The sequence below is a fragment of the Paraburkholderia tropica genome, assembly GCF_900109265.1.
Taxonomy (GTDB): domain Bacteria; phylum Pseudomonadota; class Gammaproteobacteria; order Burkholderiales; family Burkholderiaceae; genus Paraburkholderia; species Paraburkholderia tropica.
On record NZ_FNZM01000011.1, the window covers coordinates 276577 to 292753 of the forward strand.

Below are 16177 nucleotides of genomic sequence, written 5' to 3' on the forward strand. Positions count from 1 at the left end.
CTTGGCGTGGGCGGTGACGAGACGGGTTTCAGGCGTCGATGACGAGGCGCGCCGCGCAGGCGCGCGAGACGCAGATGTGCATGACCTTGCCCGCGCGTTTTTCGGCGTCGCTCAGGCAGTAGTCGCGGTGATCGACCTCGCCTTCGATCACGCCGACCTGGCAGACGCCGCATTCGCCGCGCTTGCAGTCGTAGAGCGGATCGAGTCCGGCGTCGAGCATCGCGTCGAGGATCGATTGCGCGGGCGCGACGCTCAGCGTCATGCCCGACTGGCGCAACTCGACTTCGAAACCCGCGTCGCCGGACTTCGGCGCGGCGGCGGCGAACAGCTCGGAGCGGATGCGCTCGCGCGGCCAGCCTCGCGCCGTCGCCTGCGCGATCGTGGCGTCGATCAGACCTTGCGGGCCGCACACGTAGAGCGGCTGGCCCGGCGTGAGCGAGGCGAGCAGGCGGGCGAGATCGAAGCGCTGCGCGGCGTCGCCGGCGTCGTCGCCGTAGAGATGCAGTGCGTTGCCCGCGAGCGTGCGCAGCGCGTCGACGAAGGCGAGTTGCGCGATCGAGCGGCCCGTGTAGTGCAGCGCGTAGCGATGGCCGCGCGACGCGAGTTCCGTGGCCATCGACGCGATCGGCGTAATGCCGATGCCGCCCGCGATCAGCACGGCGTCGGCGCAGCCTTCGGGCGCGCTGTCGAGCGCGAAGGCGTTGACGGGCGCGGCGATGCGCAGCGTGTCGCCCGCACGGACCTGCGTGTGCATCCAAAGCGAGCCGCCCGCGCCGTGGTCTTCGCGGCGCACGGCAATCAGGTAATGCGCGGGCGCGGCGGCGGGTTCGAAATCGATCAGCGAATAGGCGTTCCAGGCGGTGCCGTTGCGCGCCTGCACCTGCACGCGCAGATGCGCGCCCGCGCGATACGCGGGCAGCGCGTGGCCGTTGGCGGCGCGCAGGCGGAACGCGGTGACGTGTCCGGTGAGCGGCTCGACGGCTTCGACGATGACGTCGAGTAATTCGGCATCCTGAGGGAGGGGCGCGGCGCTCATGTCGAGGCTCCTTGCGCGGCGGCGCGTCGTGGGAACGGACTGCGTGTCATGGGGCGTCTCCTGCCCGCCGCGAGAGGCGGCGAGTTTTTTGTCGGCGAAATTCCGGTTTTCGATGCCCGGGGCGGCGCGATTAGGCGTAAACCCTTTAGATTCGAAAATATGAAAATTCATGTGTTTTATTGGATAATGAAAAAAACCGGCTGTCAAGACGAACGCGACCGGGGCCAAAACAGGAGGATCGATGGAGGCGGATTTCGAAGGCGTGGCGCTCGTCTGCGGCGTGGAAGTGCCGTACCGGCGGCAGGCGCCGGAGCACAGCACGGGCGATCTGCTCGCGCAGGCGTTCGACGCGGCGCTCGCGCAGTCGGGCTTTTCGGCGCGCGAGGTGGATGGGCTGGGCGTGGCGTCGTTCACGCTCGCGCCCGATCACGCGATCGACATGGCGTGGCGGCTCGGCCTGAGCCCGCGCTGGTGCATGGACGACTGTCATGGCGGCGCGAGCGCGATCGATCTGCTACAGCACGCGATCCGCGCGATCCAGCACGGCGACGCGAGCGTGATCGTGCTGCTCTCGGGCGACCGCTTCGAGGCCGCCGATTTTCGTCAGCTCGTCGAGCACTACAACCTCACGACGCGCACGTATCTGCGCCCGCTCGAAAACGGCGGCCCGAACAGCCTCTTTGCGATGCTCACGCAGCGTCATGCGCGCAAGCACGGGCTCGACGCGCGCGATTACGGCGCGCTGTGCGTGGCGCAGCGCGCATGGGCGGCGCTCAATCCGGGCGCGGTGTATCGCACGCCGCTCACGTTCGACGATTATCTGAACGCGCCGCGCGTCGCGGACCCGCTCGGGCGTTTCGATTGCGTGCCGGTCGTGTGCGGCGCGAACGCCGTGGTGCTGGCGCGCGCGGATCTCGCGGCGCGGCGCGCGCAAGCGGGCGCGCCTGCGCCGCTGCGCGTGCGCGCGCTGCAATGCCGCTACAACACGGATCATCAGGCGGCCGATGGTTTGCAGACCGGCCTTGCCGCGCTCGCCGACACGCTCTGGCAGCAGGCGAACGCCACGCCCGCCGACATCGACGTGATCTCGGTCTACGACGACTATCCCGTGATGAGCCTGATCCAGCTCGCCGATCTCGGTTTCGCGCCCGACGGCGATCTGCGTGCGCTGATCGCGCGTATCGCGTCGCGCGAACTGGCGGTGAATACGTCGGGCGGACAGCTTTCGGCGGGACAGGCGGGCGCGGCGGGCGGCATGCACGGGCTCGTCGAAACGATCCGCCAGTTGCAGGGACTCGCGGGCGCGCGTCAGGTGGCGGGCGCGCGTCTCGCGCTCGCGAGCGGCTACGGCATGGTGCAGTATCGATACGGCATGTGCGCGAATGCGGTCGTGCTCGACAAGGAGAACGCATGACGACGGTGCTGCATATCGAACGCTGCCGCGTCTGCGCGCAGGCGCTGTTTCCCGCGCGTTATCGGTGTCCGCATTGCGGCGCCGCCGATTGGGCGAGCGAGGCCGCGCCGCATGGCGTCGTGGAGGAGAGCACGGTGGTGCGCCATCGCGTGGGCGCGCAGGGAACGGGCGACGTGCATCTCGCGACCGTGCGCACCGCGGCGGGCGCGTTCGTGATCGCGCGCGCCGACGCGCCGCTCGCGCGCGGCACAAGCGTGGCGCTGAGTATCGACGAGACGAACCGCGTCTGGGCGAGTGCGTCCGGAGTGCCGCACTGAGCGTCGCACTGAGCGTCGCCCGGCCTCGTACGCTTCGCTATGCGAAAATCGGCGTCTCCGGCGGGCGCGCGTGCGCCTTGCCGTCCCCGTTTTCGTATCGAAACGTATCGAAACGCCTCGACTCCACCCGAATCAACCGTATGACCGATCCAGCCGACGAAGCGCCGCAGCAACCCACGGCCTTCGAACTCGTCGGCGGCGAGGCGCGCGTGCGCGAACTCGTCGACCGTTTCTATGACCTGATGGACCTGGAGCCCGAATTCGCGGGCATCCGCGCGCTCCATCCGCAGTCGCTCGACGGCTCGCGCGACAAGACCTTCTGGTTCCTGTGCGGCTGGATGGGCGGCCCGGACCACTACGTCTCGCGCTTTGGCCATCCGCGTCTGCGCGCGCGCCATCTGCCGTTCGCGATCGCGTCGTCGGAGCGCGACCAGTGGCTGCGCTGCATGGCGTGGGCGATGCAGGACATCGGCCTCGCCGAACCGCTGCGCGAGCGCCTGCTGCATTCGTTCTTCGACACCGCCGACTGGATGCGCAACCGTCCGGGTTGAGTCGCGCTTGCGGCGCTCCCCGGCTGGCCCGGTGCGAGCGCCGATACAGTCCGGTGCAGGAGCGTGCGAGGCGTATTTTGCGAGTGCGCGCGCATCGCCATAATGGAGGCTCCCGCAGAACGACGAGGAGACGCTTCCCCATGACAACGACTTCCGCCACGTCGGCCACGGCCGCCACGCGCGCGCTCTTTCGCGACGACGCCTATCTCACGCACTGCGACGCCACCGTGCTGGCCGTGGGCGAGGACGGCGTGCGGCTCGACCAGACCGTGTTCTATCCGCTCGGCGGCGGCCAGGCCGGCGACACCGGCGCGCTGGTGCTCGAAGACGGCACGCGCATCGCGATCGCCGACACCCGCAAGGCCAAATTCGAAGGCGCGACGCCCGACGACGCGCTTCATCTTCCCGCGCCCGGCCAGGACGCCGCGCTCGCGCGGCTCGCGGCGGGCATGCGCGTGCGCGCCGAGATCGACTGGGCGCGCCGCCATCGGCATATGCGGCTGCATACGGCGAGCCATCTGATGTGCGCGGTGCTGCCGTACGCCGTGGACGGCTGCAGCATCACGAGCGAGTACGCGCGGCTCGATTTCGCGACCGTGGAGCCGATCGAGCGCGAGCACGTCGAGGCGCGGCTCGCGCAACTCGTCGCGGGCGCGCATGCGGTGGCGACCGAATGGATCACCGACGAAGCGATGGCGCAGCGCCCCGAACTCGTGCGCACGATGAGCGTGAAGCCGCCGATGGGTCTCGGGCGCGTGCGCCTGCTGCGCATCGAGAGCGTCGATCTTCAGCCGTGCGGCGGCACGCATGTGCGCAACACGCAGGAAATCGGCGCGCTGCGCGTGGCGAAGCTCGAAAAGAAAAGTGCGCGCACGCGCCGCCTCGTGCTGGAACTCGTCGAATGACGTCGCTCGATCCGCGTGCGCGCGAGGTGCTGGACTTCTGGTTCGGCGCGCCGGATTCGGAGGATTTCGGCTGCGCGCGCAAGATCTGGTTTCGCAAACGCGAGGCGTTCGACGCGCAGTTGCGCGAGCGCTTCGGCGCGCTGCTCGACGCGGCGTGCGCGGGCGAACTCGACGCCTGGTGCGCGACGCCCGAAGGCGCACTCGCGCTGATCGTCGTGCTCGACCAGTTCTCGCGTAACTGCCATCGGGGCACGCCGCGCGCGTTCGCCGCCGACGCGCACGCGCTGCGCATCGCGCGCGCGATGGTGGCGCGCGGCGACGACCTCAAGCTGCCGACGGCGCAGCATCGCGCGTTCGCGTATCTGCCGTTCGAGCATGCGGAAAACGCCGAGGCGCAGCGCGAGTCGGTGCGGTTGTTCGGTGAACTGGCGAAGGGCGGGGAAGGCGGGGATTACTACGATTACGCGCTGAAGCACGCGAACGTGATCGAACGCTTCGGGCGGTTTCCGCATCGCAATGCGGTGCTGGGCCGCGCGTCGAGCGAGAACGAAACCGCGTTCCTGAGCGAACCCGGCTCGTCGTTCTAAACGGCAGTCCCCGCGAAAATCAGCGGCCGCCGCTCACGTCGATCAGCGCGCCGGTGACGTAGGACGCGGCATCGCTCATCAGCCAGACAATCGTTTCCGCGACTTCGTCGGCGCTGCCGGGACGGCCCAGCGGCGTTTGCGCGCCGAGCACGGCGGCGCGGTCCGGGCGGCCGCCGCTCGCGTGGATCTCCGTGTCGATGAGGCCGGGCCGTACCGCGTTCACGCGCACGCCTTGCGGTCCGAGTTCTTTCGCGAGCCCGAGCGTCATCGTATCGACGGCGCCTTTCGAGGCCGCGTAATCGACGTACTCGTTCGGCGACCCGAGCCGCGCCGCTGCCGACGACACGTTCACGATCGCGCCGCCGTCGCCGCCACGGTCCTTCGACATGCGCCGCGCCGCTTCGCGCGCGCACAGAAACGCGCCGTAGACGTTCACGTCGAACATGCGTTTCAGACGCGCGGCGTCCATGTCGGCCACCTGGCTCGACGGCGCGACGATGCCCGCGTTGTTCACGAGCGCGTCGATGCGCCCGTAGGCTTGTTCGAGCGTGTCGAACATGGCGATGACGTCGGCTTCGTTCGCCACGTCGCCGCGCACGAGACGCGCGTGGCCGCCCGCGCGGCCCACTTCGGCGGCGGTTTCCTCGGCGGCGGGTTCGTTGTGCAGATAGTTGACGCCCACGGTCCAGCCGCGCGCGCCCAGCAACCGCGCGCACGCACGGCCGATGCCGCGGCTCGCACCCGTGATCAGGACGACCTTGGCCATCGGTATGTCTCCTTCGGGAAGGCGCGCGGCGCGCGCCGTGGTGCATCAAGCGCGCATTAATGGCGCACTAACCGCGCATTAATCGTGCCTCAAACGTTCTCGCGCAGATCGGCCCACTTGTCCTTCGCGGGCGCGTGATAGCGCTGGAGCTTGCCGATCAGCGCGGTGGGATCGCTGTCGAACTGCAGCAGATCGAGGTAGGTCTCGCGCATGAAACCTTCGCGCACGGTGTGCTGAAGCAGCGCGACGAGCGGATCGTAGAAGCCGTCGATGTTGAGCACGCCGACCGGCTTGTGGTGATAGCCGAGCTGCGCCCACGTGTAGACCTCGAACAGCTCTTCGAGCGTGCCCACGCCGCCGGGCAGCGCGACGAAGCCGTCGGAGAGATCGGCCATCATCTTCTTGCGGTGGTGCATGTCCGGCACGACGTGCAGCTCGGTCAGGCCGTTATGGCCCACTTCCTTGTCCACCAGCAGCTCGGGGATCACGCCGATCGCGCGGCCGCCCTCGGCCATCACCGTGTCGGCGATCACGCCCATCAGGCCGACCTTGCCGCCGCCGTAGACGAGACCGAGGTCTGCCGCGACGAGCGCGCGGCCGAACGCGCGCGCCGCGTCGCCATATTTCGGATCGGCTCCGTTCGAGGAGCCGCAATACACACAGACTGCTTTCATTCGCGAGTTTCCTTGCTGTCCTTGCCGGTGGGCGCGCCCGCGCCGTCGCGCGGCGGCAGGTAATCGTAGAACTCGCGCTTGGGCAGCTTGCCCGAGACGAGATCGTCGAAAAGCTGCTTCGCGCGGCCGCGCAGATACGGCGCCATCAGCGACACGATCTGCACGCTCACCTGATGGAGTTCGTCGCGGATCGCTTCCTGGTCGTTGTATTTGCGCGGGTTCATCACGAACTGGTACGAGAGCCAGTAGGTGGCGATCACGCCGATGTTGGTCGAGATCACGGCGATTTCGGCGGCGGTGGCGACCATGTCGCCATCTTCCACGAGCTGCTCGCAGAACTGCTTCGCGAAGTGCACCTTGTGGCTGATGATCTGCTTGAAGTGCATCTCCAGCGTGCGGTTGCGCGCGAGCAGATCGTTCAGGTCGCGATACAGGAAACGGTAGCGCCAGGTGAAATCGACCATGTACTGCAAATACGCCCACATCTCGTCGATGGTGGCGCGGTGGTCGTCGGGGAAACGCAGACGCTTTTCGATCTCCTGCTCGAACTGGCTGAAGATGCTGTTGATGATGTCGTCTTTGTTGCGGAAGTGGTAGTACAGGTTGCCTGGACTGATCTCCATTTCCTCGGCGATGGTCGTCGTGGTGACGTTCGGCTCGCCGATCTCGTTGAACAGTTTCAACGACAACTCAAGAATCCGTTCGCGTGTACGGCGGGGAGGTTTGGCTTCCATGTCCGGCCCTGAATGTGCGGCGCCGGGCGTGGCGCTGCCGCTGATGCGTCGCGTAATGTGCCCGGTCGCGGTTGGTCTTTTTTAAGACTGTCGTTCGATTATAAACCGACGCTTGGGGCGCAAAACGCACCCGCAAGGAATGGAGGGTAGAGGCCGCGCGCGCGTCGCGCAAGGGCGAGCGGCGTCCGGCGTGTGCGGCGGCTGTCCGGAGTCGGTGCGCAGGCGGCCCGAAGTCCGTGTGCAGTCAGCGCAAAAGCGGCCCGAAGTCAGGCCCCGAAGTCAGCGCGATTGCAGCCAGTGCAGCAGCGACGGACCGAAGCGCGGCACGAGGATCAAGCCCCACGTCATCACGCAGGTGAGGAGCGCGACCGTGACCGCCGCGCTGCCCAGATCCTTGGCGCGGCCCGAGAGTTCGTTGCGTTCGAGGCCGATCCGGTCGACGGCGTTTTCGATACTCGAATTGAGCAACTCGACGATCAGCACCAGCATGACCGAGCCGAGCAGCAGCACGCGCTCGACGGGATCGACCGGCACGAATATGCCGATCGGCACGAGGATGGCCGCGAGCGTCAGTTCCTGACGAAACGCGCTTTCTTCGCGGATGGCCGCGCGAAAGCCCTTGATCGAATATTTGAGCGCCTTCAAGGCGCGCGTGGCGCCGCGGTTGCCCTTGTAGGGATTGAAGGGCGCGGGCGCGAGCGGGTCGTCCGGACTCAGCGGCTCGTGCAGATGCGCGGGCTCGGGCGGCTCGGCCGGCATGCCGGGCTTCGGATGAGGCTGAGTCGGCTGGGCGCTCGGCGCATTCGCGGCGCCGCTGGCGCGCCACGGCGAACTGCCGGCGCTGCCCGGCTGGGCGGCGGACGGCGCCTGCGGATCGCGAGGCGCGGGAGACGGCTGCGGCGGGAGCGGGGACGAGGGACGAGGGGCCATATCAGTGCGAGTGGATGCCGCAGTATCGCACGCATGTTGGCCGGTTGCGCGGGAAACGTATGAGGATGCGGCCGGAGCGGCGCGCGGCCCGGCGGACGCCGCCCGCGCGTCGTCGGGCAGCGTCTGCACGCCGTCGTCGGCGCTCGGGCGATCGGTGGCCGCCGGGGCGCAGGGGGCGTTCGAGGCGTCGGGCCGCTTCATCGCTCGCTCCGGTCTTTGGCGGGTGCCGCGTCGCGCGGCCTGCTCAGGCCGCCGCGCTGCTTTCCTGCATCGAGGCGCGCGGACGCGGCTTCAGATGCGAGGCGAACTGCTCGGACGCCGCGTGCCACGAAAAGCGCTCGGCCCACGCACGCGCCGTCGCGCGGTCGATCTTGAGCGCTTCGAGACAGGCTTCGCGCAGATCCTCGTTCATCGCGCCGGCGTCGCCGCCGCTGAGCACGTCGATCGGGCCCGTCACCGGATACGCGGCCACCGGCGTGCCGCAGGCGAGCGCTTCGAGCAGCACGAGGCCGAAGGTGTCGGTGCGGCTCGGGAACACGAACACGTCGGCAGCCGCGTAAACCTTCGCGAGCTCGGGCTGGCTCAGCACGCCCAGATAGTTCGCCTGCGGATAGCGGGACTTCAGCTCGGCGAGCGCCGGCCCTTCGCCGCACACCCACTTCGAGCCCGGCAGATCGAGCTTGAGAAAAGCCTCGACGTTCTTCTCCACGGCCACGCGGCCGACGTAGAGGAAGATCGGGCGCGCGGTGTTGAGCACCTTCGAATCCATCGGATGGAAGATGTCGAGATCGACGCCGCGCGTCCACAGCACGACGTTGGTGAAGCCAAATTTTTCGAGGTCGGCCTTCACGACGGGCGTGGGCGCCATCACCGCGAGCGACGGCTTGTGGAACCAGCGCAGGAAGCGATAGGTCGCCGACAGCGGAATGCCGAAGCGCGCCTGCACGTACTCCGGAAAGCGCGTGTGATAGGCGGTCGTGAAGGGCAGGTCGTGGTCGATCGCGTAGCGGCGCGCGGCGAGACCGAGCGGGCCTTCGGTCGCGATGTGGATGGCGTCGGGGCCGAGCGCGTCGATGCGCTCGCGCAGATGGCGGCGCGCAAACAGCGAGAGCCGGATTTCCGGATAGGTCGGGCACGGAATCGTGCGGAATTCGAGCGGCGTGAGCAGTTCGACCTGATGGCCGAGCGCGATCAGCTCGCGCGTGGTGTTCTTGAGCGTGCGGACTACGCCGTTGACCTGCGGCTCCCATGCATCGGTCACGATCATGATCTTCATCGGTCGGAGGCCCTCTGGTGGTGCGGTTGGTGTGGCGTCGGCGCGCCGTGTCGGACGGGCGCGGCCGGCGCCGTGCCCGATGTGTTTACTGCGCGTTCACGGCGTGCGTGCGGATAAAAGACGGCGCATGTTCAAGCGGGGCCCGTGTGAATCCGGCGAGGCGGCCGCGCCGCTCAGGCCGCGCTCACGCGCGCCTTGCGGCTCGCTGTCTGCACCTGCGGCGACTGCATCACCGTCCAGTAGACGATGCGCAGTTCGCCCTCGAAGGTCTCCACGAGCGCCGACAGGCTCTCGACCCAGTCGCCGTCGTTGCAGTACAGCACGCCGTCGATTTCGCGGATCTCGGCCTTGTGGATGTGGCCGCAAACCACGCCGTCGCAGCCGCGGCGGCGCGCTTCGTCGGTCATCACGCGCTCGAACGACGAGATGAAGTTCACGGCGTTCTTGACCTGATGCTTGAGGTACTGCGAGAGCGACCAGTACTGGAAGCCGAGCTTCGCGCGGATGCGGTTGAACCAGCGGTTCAGCACGAGGATCACGGTGTAGGCCGAGTCGCCGAGATAGGCGAGCCACTTCGCATGCTGGATCACGCCGTCGAACAGATCGCCGTGCACGACCCACAGGCGCTTGCCGGCGAGCGTGGTGTGGAACGCTTCCTCGCGCACGTGGATGTCGCCGAACGCGAGGTTGCAGAACTGGCGCGCGCCTTCGTCGTGATTGCCCGGGATGTAGACGACCTGGGTGCCCTTGCGCGCCTTGCGCAGCACTTTCTGCACGACGTCGTTGTGCGCCTGCGGCCAGAACCAGCCCTTGCGCAACTGCCAGCCGTCGATGATGTCGCCGACGAGGTACAGGTACTCCGACTCGTTATGGCGCAGGAAGTCGAGCAGATAGTTCGCCTGGCAGCCGTTGGTGCCGAGATGAATGTCGGATAGCCAGATCGTGCGGTAGCGGGTCGGGGCGGGGTGATCGTCGTCGTGTGCATCGGGCGACGTGTCGCCCTGGAAGGGCAGCGGAGGCGGGTTGAGCGACGCGGCGCCCGGACCGGGGTGGAAGGCGGCGGGATCGGCGCCAGGGCCGGAAGTCTGCCGGAAAAGTGGGGTCGCGGTCGTCTTTTGGGCCATGGCACACGCGGCAGGTTGCAATGTGCGCATTGCGCCATGTGGCCATGACGACGCCGTGACAGTCACAAGAAGGTCTTGTTACTCGCCCTCGGCTGCGTTTGCGGGCGAGCGCCAAGTCCGCGCGGGGCCTGGCGTTGCGTCGTGGCGCGCGTGAACGTTGACGCGCGCGTACCGCCTCATGACATATCGATGACGTGGTTTGGCGGCAACGCGGCGGCTCAGCCGGATGATTTCGCTCCGCCGCGTGCGGTGGTTTGTCGGCTTTCAGCGCGGCACGGCGACGATGCGCGTGCCCGCAAGTCGATCGTGCGGGAAGCGACGCTCGCGGTCCAAACGCGCGGCGCCGGCCCAGAGCGCGAACCAGACGGCTTCGAGCGCAAGCGTGTGGGGAATCGTGAGATCGAGCAGCGGATGCAGCACGAGCGGCGGCAGGAACCAGAGCCACGCGGCCAGGTAGCGCAGCGTCGCGCGGCCTAGCGTCGGCGGCGCGCCATCGGGGCCGACGACGCGCATGCGCCAGGTTTTCATCGGCAGCGTCTGGCCGCCGCGATGCCAGAAGCCGACGAAGTAGAGCCCGGCCACCAGCACGATCCACGCGGACATCGCCCGATGGTAGGTGTAGCCGTTGCGCTGTTGCATGACGAGGCTGAATGCGAGCCCGGCGATGAAGATCACGCCGAACAGCAGCACGCTTTCGTAGACGAGCGAGGCGAGGCGGCGTCGCAGGGTGACGGGTGCGGGCGCGGCGGGGATGCGTGAAGCGGCGGTCGCGGGATCGGCGCGATCGGCGGAATCCGCAACGGGCAGAGCAGTGGAAGCGCGGTCGTTCACGTTGGCGTCGCGGTGTCGGCGGTGTCGGAATGAGGGCGGGACACCGCAAGAATAACCGCGAACGGGGGCAGGGCGAAACGCGTGCTAATGCCAGGCTTAACGCCAGGCGAAGCGGCGGCGCACGCCGGGCTCAGGAGCCCTTGAATGCCGCAGGCGCTTCGGCGGGCGACACCGGCACCGGAACCGCGGGCTCGAAGCTGCCGGCCGCCGGAATGCTGGCGGCGGCCGCCGCGGCCGTGCCGCTGTTCTGGCCGGTCGAGCCCGGTTGCTCGGGCACCACGGGCGCGGGCACGCCGTTCACACCCGACGCGTTGCCGGCGGCGCGTGCACGGGCGCGATGCTCGCGTTCGTTGACGAGACGCTCGATGTCGCGGATTTCGCTCTTGTTGCCGCTCGGCGGCGCGCTGACCACCGTGCGGCGCTTGCGCTCGCTGGCGGCGAGCTTCGCCTTCTGCTCGTCGGAGAGTTCCTGGTACGCCTTCCACGCACGCTGACGCGCCTGTGCGGGCAGTTCCTTCGACACCTGATAGTTCTCGCGCGCAACGCGGCGCTGTTCGGGCGTCATGCGCACCCATTCGGCCATGCGTTCTTGTAAGCGTTTTTGCGCTTCGGGCGTCATCTTCGGATAACGCGCGGCGATCCGCAGCCATTTGCGCTTGCGTTCATCGCTGAAACGGTCCCACTCGCTGGCGAACGGCGCGAGCGCGACACGTTGCGCGTCGCTCAGGCGCGACCACGCCAGCGGGCTGCCGCTGCCGGGTTGCTGCGCGAACGGTGCAGTGGCCGCCGGCTCGGCGACGGTGGCGGTGGAACCCGGAGCGGGCGCATTGGCCGCGTTGGCGGCTTCCGGCGCGGCGAGCTCGGGATGAAAGCGCGGGTAGGTCGCTGCATACGACACCAGCGCCGCGACCACAGATCCAATGACAACGGCCAGGCCGCGCTTGTAACTCACCCCGTCAATCCCCCGGTTTTCCGTATTAATGCGAGCGCGACAGGTACGCGTTGAAGCCGTGATCGAGATAGGCCGTGAGCGGCAGGTCGTCGCTCAGCATGGCCGCGTCGATATCGGCGAGTTCCGCGGTACGTTGTTGATCTTCGAAGTACGCGATCGCGAAGAGGCCGGCCACCAGCGCGGCGAGCGGCCAGGCGAGCGCGAAGCGTGCGAGTGCGGAGCGGCGGCGCGGCGCCGGCAGGCCGCCCGGCACACCACCGATGGCGCCGACACCCGCGGCGGCCAGCGCCGGCGCGCGCACGAGCACGGGCTCGGCCTTCTTGCGGGCGAGCGCGGCCTTGCGGGCGGCGGACAATCGGACAGTGGTGGCAGAGGGCAGGCTGGCGGCGCTCTCGTCGAGCGCGCGGCGCAACTCCTGCACGAACTCTAGTTCTTGTTTATCGAGAGCGGAGCTCATAGCGTGATTCCTTTGGCCTTGAGCGCCTGAGCCAGCGTATGCGTGGCCCGCGAGCAGTGCGTTTTCACACTGCCCTCGGAACAGCCCATGGCAGCGGCGGTTTCGGCGACATCCATATCTTCCCAGTAACGCATCAGAAACGCCTCCCGTTGACGTGCTGGCAATTTCTGGATTTCGTCGTCGATGAGCTGGAGGACCTGGGCGCGCTCCATCTGCTGCTCGCTGCTTTCCGCGCCGGGAGAGCCCGATTCGGCCTCGAAGGTTTCGAGCGGGTCGAAATCCTCGTCGTCGGCGCCGCTCAGCGAGGAGAACAGGCTCACCCACGTATTGCGTACTTTCTGCCGACGAAAATAGTCGTGCATCGTATTCTGCAGAATACGCTGGAAGAGCAGCGGGAGCTCGGCGGGGGGGCGGTCTCCGTATTTTTCCGCGAGCTTGATCATCGCGTCCTGCACGATGTCGAGCGAGGCGTCGTCGTCGCGCACGGCGTAGACCGTCTGCTTGAACGCGCGTCTTTCGACGCCCGCCAGGAAATCGGCGAGTTCCTTGTCTGATGCCATCCGTTGCAGGGCGCCGCCACCAGCGTACGCGTAATCGTTCGAAAAATGTCGTAAAACTCGCGGATGCTAGCAAATTTTCGCGCCGGCGGGTGATCCGGGCGTCCACGCAGCCGTGTCGCGTCAGCTTGGGCGCGGCGCGGATCATGTCCGGCGCCGCTGCCGCGCACTTTACCCGATCCGCGGCGCGCCGGTGCGGGTGAACGCACAGGATGCGCAGATGGAGTCGGTTTGAAGGTTGTTGGCAAGCCGGCGCAGCGTATTAGTAAGCGACTGCGCCTTAACAGCGCCTTAATTGCGTTTTTCGCTTTGGCTGCGCTCCCGTTTTGCTCCCTTGCGCTCGCGTTTCGCCGCCTCGCCGGCCCATGCCGATGTCCGGCGCCTGCGCAACCTTTGTACCTGTGATTCGAAAATGCGCCACGAATCGACAATAAGCGCTTGACCGAATGCTTTCGAGCCGCTATCTTCGACGGTTCGCAACATAAGTGACTGTCTCAATTGAGATGAGCCCAAGAAGCTCATCTGTCAACTGGACGCGCCGCTTGAACCCGAGCCACAAGCCCGGCAGAGAGCACCCGATCAATTTTTTGCCGAAAATTCGAAAGGTGAATGATGAACATGCCCAGCGCGGAATTCTCCACGTCGGTCCCCCCCTCGCAAGAATCTGACCCTCAAGCTCAAAACTCCATCGGCGGAACCGTGCTGATGAAGGCGCTCGCCGACGAGCAGGTCGAATTCATCTGGGGCTATCCCGGCGGCTCGGTGCTCTACATTTACGACGAGCTGTACAAGCAGGACAAAATCCAGCACGTTCTCGTGCGCCACGAACAGGCAGCCGTGCACGCGGCCGACGCCTATGCGCGCTCGACCGGCAACGTCGGCGTGTGTCTCGTGACCTCGGGTCCTGGCGTCACCAACGCGGTGACCGGCATCGCAACGGCCTACATGGACTCGATCCCGATGGTGATCATCAGCGGCCAGGTGCCGACTGCCGCCATCGGTCAAGATGCGTTCCAGGAGTGCGATACGGTCGGCATCACGCGTCCCTGCGTGAAGCACAACTTCCTCGTGAAGGACGTGCGCGACCTCGCCGCCACCGTCAAGAAAGCTTTCTACATTGCGCGCACCGGCCGTCCCGGCCCCGTGCTGATCGACATTCCGAAGGACGTGTCGAAGACGCCGTGCGCGTACGAACCGGTCAAGAGCGTTTCGCTGCGCTCGTACAACCCGGTCACCAAGGGCCACTCGGGGCAGATCCGCAAGGCGGTGTCGCTGCTTCTGTCGGCCAGGCGTCCGTACATCTACACCGGCGGCGGCATCATCCTCGCGGATGCGGCGCGCGAACTGAACCAGTTCGCCGACCTGCTCGGCTATCCGGTCACGAACACGCTGATGGGTCTGGGCGGCTATCGCGCGAGCGACCGCAAGTTCCTCGGCATGCTCGGCATGCACGGCACCTACGAAGCCAACATGGCGATGCAGCACTGCGACGTGCTGATCGCGATCGGCGCGCGTTTCGACGACCGCGTGATCGGCGACCCGGCGCACTTCGCGTCGCGTCCGCGCAAGATCATTCACATCGACATCGACCCGTCGTCGATCTCGAAGCGCGTGAAGGTCGATATCCCCATCGTCGGCGACGTCAAGGAAGTGCTCAAGGAGCTCATCGAGCAACTGCAGCACGCCGAACACGGTCCGGACACGGCCGCGCTTGCCGACTGGTGGAAGGACATCGAAGGCTGGCGTGAAAAGAACTGCCTGAAGTTCGACCGTTCGAGCGACATCATCAAGCCGCAGTTCGTGGTCGAAAAGGCGTGGGAACTCACGGGCGGCAATGCTTTCGTGTGTTCGGACGTCGGCCAGCACCAGATGTGGGCCGCGCAGTTCTACCGCTTCAACCAGCCGCGCCGCTGGATCAACTCCGGTGGTCTCGGCACGATGGGCTTCGGCCTGCCGGCGGCGATGGGCGTGAAGATGGCCCACCCCGACGACGACGTGCTGTGCATCACGGGCGAAGGCTCGATCCAGATGTGCATTCAGGAGCTGTCGACCTGCAAGCAGTACGACACGCCCGTGAAGATCATTTCGCTGAACAACCGCTACCTCGGCATGGTCCGCCAGTGGCAGCAGATCGAATACAGCAAGCGCTATTCGCATTCGTACATGGATGCGCTGCCTGACTTCGTGAAGCTCGCCGAAGCGTATGGCCACGTCGGCATGCGGATCGAAAAGACGGCCGATGTGGAGCCGGCGCTCAAAGAAGCGCTGCGCCTGAAGGACCGCACGGTGTTCCTCGATTTCCAGACCGACCCTTCCGAAAACGTCTGGCCGATGGTTCAGGCCGGCAAGGGCATCACCGAGATGCTGCTCGGCTCGGAAGACCTGTAACGGTTTTTGCACGGCGCCGTTCCAACCTCGCGCGGCGCGCGTCCACACAACGGGCGCGCGGGTTCGCGGGGAAGGGCGGCAACCACGCTCACTGGATAAATCGCGGATCACATCATGAGACATATCATTTCCGTTCTGCTGGAAAACGAGCCGGGCGCGCTGTCGCGCGTGGTCGGCCTCTTCTCCGCACGCGGCTACAACATTGAAACCTTGACGGTGGCGCCGACCGAAGACCGTTCGCTGTCGCGCATGACCATCGTTTCCATTGGCTCGGACGACGTGATCGAACAGATCACGAAGCATCTGAACCGCCTGATCGAGGTGGTGAAAGTGGTCGACCTTACCGAGGGCGCCCACATCGAGCGCGAGCTGATGCTGATCAAGGTAAGGGCGGTCGGCAAGGAACGTGAGGAGATGAAGCGGATGGCGGATATTTTCCGTGGCCGCATCATCGACGTCACCGAAAAGACCTACACGATCGAACTGACGGGTGCGAGCGACAAGCTCGACGCGTTCATCGAGGCGCTCGACAGCACCGCGATTCTCGAAACCGTCCGTACGGGCGGCTCGGGCATCGGGCGCGGAGAGCGCATTCTGAAGGTGTGACCCGACTCAGTCGATCTTGCACCGGAACTTGACCGGATGCGCGGCCCGCGACAAGCGACGACGCATCCGGCG

18 protein-coding genes are annotated in these 16177 nt (G+C 66.9%); 7 read left to right on the top strand and 11 right to left on the bottom strand.

The genetic code is table 11. The features are described from left to right. Positions 1 to 28 precede the first annotated feature (28 nt). Positions 29 to 1036, bottom strand: coding sequence for a PDR/VanB family oxidoreductase (locus BMY06_RS20200; RefSeq protein WP_065064642.1), 1008 nt, complete (start codon positions 1034 to 1036; stop codon positions 29 to 31). Positions 1037 to 1277: 241 nt separating this feature from the next. Between BMY06_RS20200 and BMY06_RS20205 the strand changes: the two genes are divergently transcribed. The 5 genes from BMY06_RS20205 to BMY06_RS20225 all read left to right on the top strand — a co-directional run bounded on the left by BMY06_RS20205 (position 1278) and on the right by BMY06_RS20225 (position 4810). Beyond that, positions 1278 to 2450, top strand: coding sequence for a thiolase family protein (locus BMY06_RS20205; RefSeq protein ID WP_074984801.1), 1173 nt, complete (start codon positions 1278 to 1280; stop codon positions 2448 to 2450). Further along, a complete protein-coding gene (locus BMY06_RS20210; RefSeq protein WP_074984803.1) occupies positions 2447 to 2767 on the top strand; it encodes a zinc ribbon domain-containing protein in 321 nt (106 codons plus the stop codon). The genes BMY06_RS20205 and BMY06_RS20210 overlap by 4 nt, the downstream gene beginning before the upstream one ends. Before the next feature lie 140 nt (positions 2768 to 2907). Further along, a complete protein-coding gene (locus BMY06_RS20215; RefSeq protein WP_065064526.1) occupies positions 2908 to 3318 on the top strand; it encodes a group II truncated hemoglobin in 411 nt (136 codons plus the stop codon). Between the two features lie 140 nt (positions 3319 to 3458). Then, positions 3459 to 4223, top strand: coding sequence for an alanyl-tRNA editing protein (locus BMY06_RS20220; RefSeq protein WP_074984805.1), 765 nt, complete (start codon positions 3459 to 3461; stop codon positions 4221 to 4223). Continuing rightward, positions 4220 to 4810: a DUF924 family protein gene (locus BMY06_RS20225; protein WP_074984806.1), complete on the top strand. Its 591-nt coding sequence runs from the start codon at positions 4220 to 4222 to the stop codon at positions 4808 to 4810. The genes BMY06_RS20220 and BMY06_RS20225 overlap by 4 nt, the downstream gene beginning before the upstream one ends. Before the next feature lie 19 nt (positions 4811 to 4829). Here the strand turns inward: BMY06_RS20225 and BMY06_RS20230 are convergent, their stop codons facing one another. The 10 genes from BMY06_RS20230 to BMY06_RS20275 all read right to left on the bottom strand — a co-directional run bounded on the left by BMY06_RS20230 (position 4830) and on the right by BMY06_RS20275 (position 13114). Further along, positions 4830 to 5576: an SDR family oxidoreductase gene (locus tag BMY06_RS20230; RefSeq protein ID WP_074984808.1), complete on the bottom strand. Its 747-nt coding sequence runs from the start codon at positions 5574 to 5576 to the stop codon at positions 4830 to 4832. A gap of 89 nt (positions 5577 to 5665) precedes the next feature. Further along, positions 5666 to 6250 (bottom strand): LOG family protein, encoded by a 585-nt coding sequence (locus BMY06_RS20235; RefSeq protein ID WP_065064534.1) that lies wholly within the window; start codon positions 6248 to 6250, stop codon positions 5666 to 5668. Further along, the gene (locus BMY06_RS20240; RefSeq protein WP_065064536.1) at positions 6247 to 6984 is read right to left on the bottom strand and encodes a TetR/AcrR family transcriptional regulator; all 738 of its coding nucleotides are present in this window, start codon (positions 6982 to 6984) and stop codon (positions 6247 to 6249) included. Before BMY06_RS20240 ends, BMY06_RS20235 begins: the two co-directional genes overlap by 4 nt. Before the next feature lie 279 nt (positions 6985 to 7263). Then, on the bottom strand, positions 7264 to 7914 hold the full coding sequence (locus BMY06_RS20245) for a diacylglycerol kinase (protein WP_080180700.1): 651 nt from the start codon (positions 7912 to 7914) through the stop codon (positions 7264 to 7266). A 244-nt stretch (positions 7915 to 8158) separates the two neighbouring features. After that, entirely contained in the window at positions 8159 to 9190 is a 1032-nt protein-coding gene (locus tag BMY06_RS20250; protein ID WP_074984810.1) for a glycosyltransferase family 4 protein, read from the bottom strand. Positions 9191 to 9363: 173 nt separating this feature from the next. After that, on the bottom strand, positions 9364 to 10314 hold the full coding sequence (locus tag BMY06_RS20255; RefSeq protein WP_074984811.1) for a UDP-2,3-diacylglucosamine diphosphatase: 951 nt from the start codon (positions 10312 to 10314) through the stop codon (positions 9364 to 9366). 264 nt (positions 10315 to 10578) lie between these two features. After that, entirely contained in the window at positions 10579 to 11121 is a 543-nt protein-coding gene (locus BMY06_RS20260) for an RDD family protein (protein ID WP_065064644.1), read from the bottom strand. 154 nt (positions 11122 to 11275) lie between these two features. Further along, positions 11276 to 12097, bottom strand: coding sequence for a DUF3106 domain-containing protein (locus tag BMY06_RS20265; protein WP_074984813.1), 822 nt, complete (start codon positions 12095 to 12097; stop codon positions 11276 to 11278). A 25-nt stretch (positions 12098 to 12122) separates the two neighbouring features. Beyond that, complete coding sequence (locus tag BMY06_RS20270; protein ID WP_065064547.1) at positions 12123 to 12554, bottom strand: DUF3619 family protein; 432 nt, start codon at positions 12552 to 12554, stop codon at positions 12123 to 12125. After that, complete coding sequence (locus BMY06_RS20275) at positions 12551 to 13114, bottom strand: RNA polymerase sigma factor (RefSeq protein WP_065064549.1); 564 nt, start codon at positions 13112 to 13114, stop codon at positions 12551 to 12553. The genes BMY06_RS20270 and BMY06_RS20275 overlap by 4 nt, the downstream gene beginning before the upstream one ends. A 609-nt stretch (positions 13115 to 13723) precedes the next feature. Between BMY06_RS20275 and BMY06_RS20280 the strand changes: the two genes are divergently transcribed. Both BMY06_RS20280 and ilvN read left to right on the top strand, forming a co-directional pair. After that, complete coding sequence (locus BMY06_RS20280) at positions 13724 to 15499, top strand: acetolactate synthase 3 catalytic subunit (protein ID WP_074984869.1); 1776 nt, start codon at positions 13724 to 13726, stop codon at positions 15497 to 15499. 114 nt (positions 15500 to 15613) lie between these two features. After that, complete coding sequence (gene ilvN / locus BMY06_RS20285; RefSeq protein ID WP_065064551.1) at positions 15614 to 16105, top strand: acetolactate synthase small subunit; 492 nt, start codon at positions 15614 to 15616, stop codon at positions 16103 to 16105. Positions 16106 to 16177: the final 72 nt, after the last annotated feature.

Excerpts from the sequence above, each read along its gene's own strand:
- BMY06_RS20200 (WP_065064642.1), bottom strand. The coding sequence starts at position 1,036 with ATGAGCGCCGCGCCCCTCCCTCAGGATGCCGAATTACTCGACGTCATC.
- BMY06_RS20205 (WP_074984801.1), top strand. The coding sequence starts at position 1,278 with ATGGAGGCGGATTTCGAAGGCGTGGCGCTCGTCTGCGGCGTGGAAGTG.
- BMY06_RS20210 (WP_074984803.1), top strand. The coding sequence starts at position 2,447 with ATGACGACGGTGCTGCATATCGAACGCTGCCGCGTCTGCGCGCAGGCG.
- BMY06_RS20215 (WP_065064526.1), top strand. The coding sequence starts at position 2,908 with ATGACCGATCCAGCCGACGAAGCGCCGCAGCAACCCACGGCCTTCGAA.
- BMY06_RS20220 (WP_074984805.1), top strand. The coding sequence starts at position 3,459 with ATGACAACGACTTCCGCCACGTCGGCCACGGCCGCCACGCGCGCGCTC.
- BMY06_RS20225 (WP_074984806.1), top strand. The coding sequence starts at position 4,220 with ATGACGTCGCTCGATCCGCGTGCGCGCGAGGTGCTGGACTTCTGGTTC.
- BMY06_RS20230 (WP_074984808.1), bottom strand. The coding sequence starts at position 5,576 with ATGGCCAAGGTCGTCCTGATCACGGGTGCGAGCCGCGGCATCGGCCGT.
- BMY06_RS20235 (WP_065064534.1), bottom strand. The coding sequence starts at position 6,250 with ATGAAAGCAGTCTGTGTGTATTGCGGCTCCTCGAACGGAGCCGATCCG.
- BMY06_RS20240 (WP_065064536.1), bottom strand. The coding sequence starts at position 6,984 with ATGGAAGCCAAACCTCCCCGCCGTACACGCGAACGGATTCTTGAGTTG.
- BMY06_RS20245 (WP_080180700.1), bottom strand. The coding sequence starts at position 7,914 with ATGGCCCCTCGTCCCTCGTCCCCGCTCCCGCCGCAGCCGTCTCCCGCG.
- BMY06_RS20250 (WP_074984810.1), bottom strand. The coding sequence starts at position 9,190 with ATGAAGATCATGATCGTGACCGATGCATGGGAGCCGCAGGTCAACGGC.
- BMY06_RS20255 (WP_074984811.1), bottom strand. The coding sequence starts at position 10,314 with ATGGCCCAAAAGACGACCGCGACCCCACTTTTCCGGCAGACTTCCGGC.
- BMY06_RS20270 (WP_065064547.1), bottom strand. The coding sequence starts at position 12,554 with ATGAGCTCCGCTCTCGATAAACAAGAACTAGAGTTCGTGCAGGAGTTG.
- BMY06_RS20275 (WP_065064549.1), bottom strand. The coding sequence starts at position 13,114 with ATGGCATCAGACAAGGAACTCGCCGATTTCCTGGCGGGCGTCGAAAGA.
- BMY06_RS20280 (WP_074984869.1), top strand. The coding sequence starts at position 13,724 with ATGAACATGCCCAGCGCGGAATTCTCCACGTCGGTCCCCCCCTCGCAA.
- ilvN (WP_065064551.1), top strand. The coding sequence starts at position 15,614 with ATGAGACATATCATTTCCGTTCTGCTGGAAAACGAGCCGGGCGCGCTG.